Source organism: Salifodinibacter halophilus, assembly GCA_012999515.1.
GTDB classification, from domain to species: Bacteria; Pseudomonadota; Gammaproteobacteria; order Nevskiales; family Salinisphaeraceae; genus Salifodinibacter; species Salifodinibacter halophilus.
In genome coordinates this window covers 1-229 of the sequence record JABEEB010000880.1, presented here as the reverse complement: position 1 = coordinate 229, position 229 = coordinate 1, and the positions used below count along the sequence as shown (strand labels likewise).

Annotated in this window: 1 protein-coding gene; it reads right to left on the bottom strand. The window is 65.5% G+C overall.

What is annotated here, in order from left to right:
• Nucleotides 1-229, bottom strand: a 229-nt coding sequence (locus HKX41_14065; GenBank protein NNC25259.1) for an FMN-binding glutamate synthase family protein, incomplete at both ends; no start/stop codon positions are given.

The window sequence follows — 229 nt, the reverse complement described above, 5'->3', positions numbered from 1 at the left end:
GGTAGAAGCCGCCGAGCTTGGCGCCCTTGTTGAGCGCGCGGATGGCGTTGGCCGAGAGCGAGCCGAAGCTCATCGCCGAGATGTTGAACACGCTGGCCGCATACGGCTGCGCGCTGTTCTCGCCGATGGTGATGCGGAAGTCGTGGGCGACGTGCGCGGTCGGCGCCAGCGAATGGTTGATCCATTCGTAATCCAGGCCGTAGACATCGACCTGGCTGCCGAACGGGCG